The organism is Burkholderia sp. SIMBA_051, from assembly GCF_046534915.1.
Classification (GTDB): Bacteria; Pseudomonadota; Gammaproteobacteria; order Burkholderiales; family Burkholderiaceae; genus Burkholderia; species Burkholderia ambifaria.
On the sequence record NZ_JAWRXS010000742.1, the window covers coordinates 1 to 244 of the forward strand.

Below are 244 nucleotides of genomic sequence, written 5' to 3' on the forward strand. Positions count from 1 at the left end.
CCTACGAGGGCGAACAGGCCACGCTTTGCGTGATAGGCTTGCTCACCGCGGTGCGCGTGACGCCGCGTTGAGCCGCTGGCGGCGGCCGTCCGCCGCCAGCCTTGTCGCGCCTTGAACGGGTCCACGGCAATGCCTTCCAAAGAACATCACCGGATTTTCCGCAGCAACTGGCTGCGCGCCGCGGTGCTCGGCGCCAACGACGGCATCGTCTCCACCGCGAGCCTCATCACCGGCGCCGCGTTGA

1 pseudogene is annotated in these 244 nt (G+C 68.4%); it reads left to right on the top strand.

The features are described from left to right. Positions 1 to 129 precede the first annotated feature (129 nt). Positions 130 to 244, top strand: a pseudogene (locus tag SB771_RS36440) (VIT family protein); the annotation flags it as partial.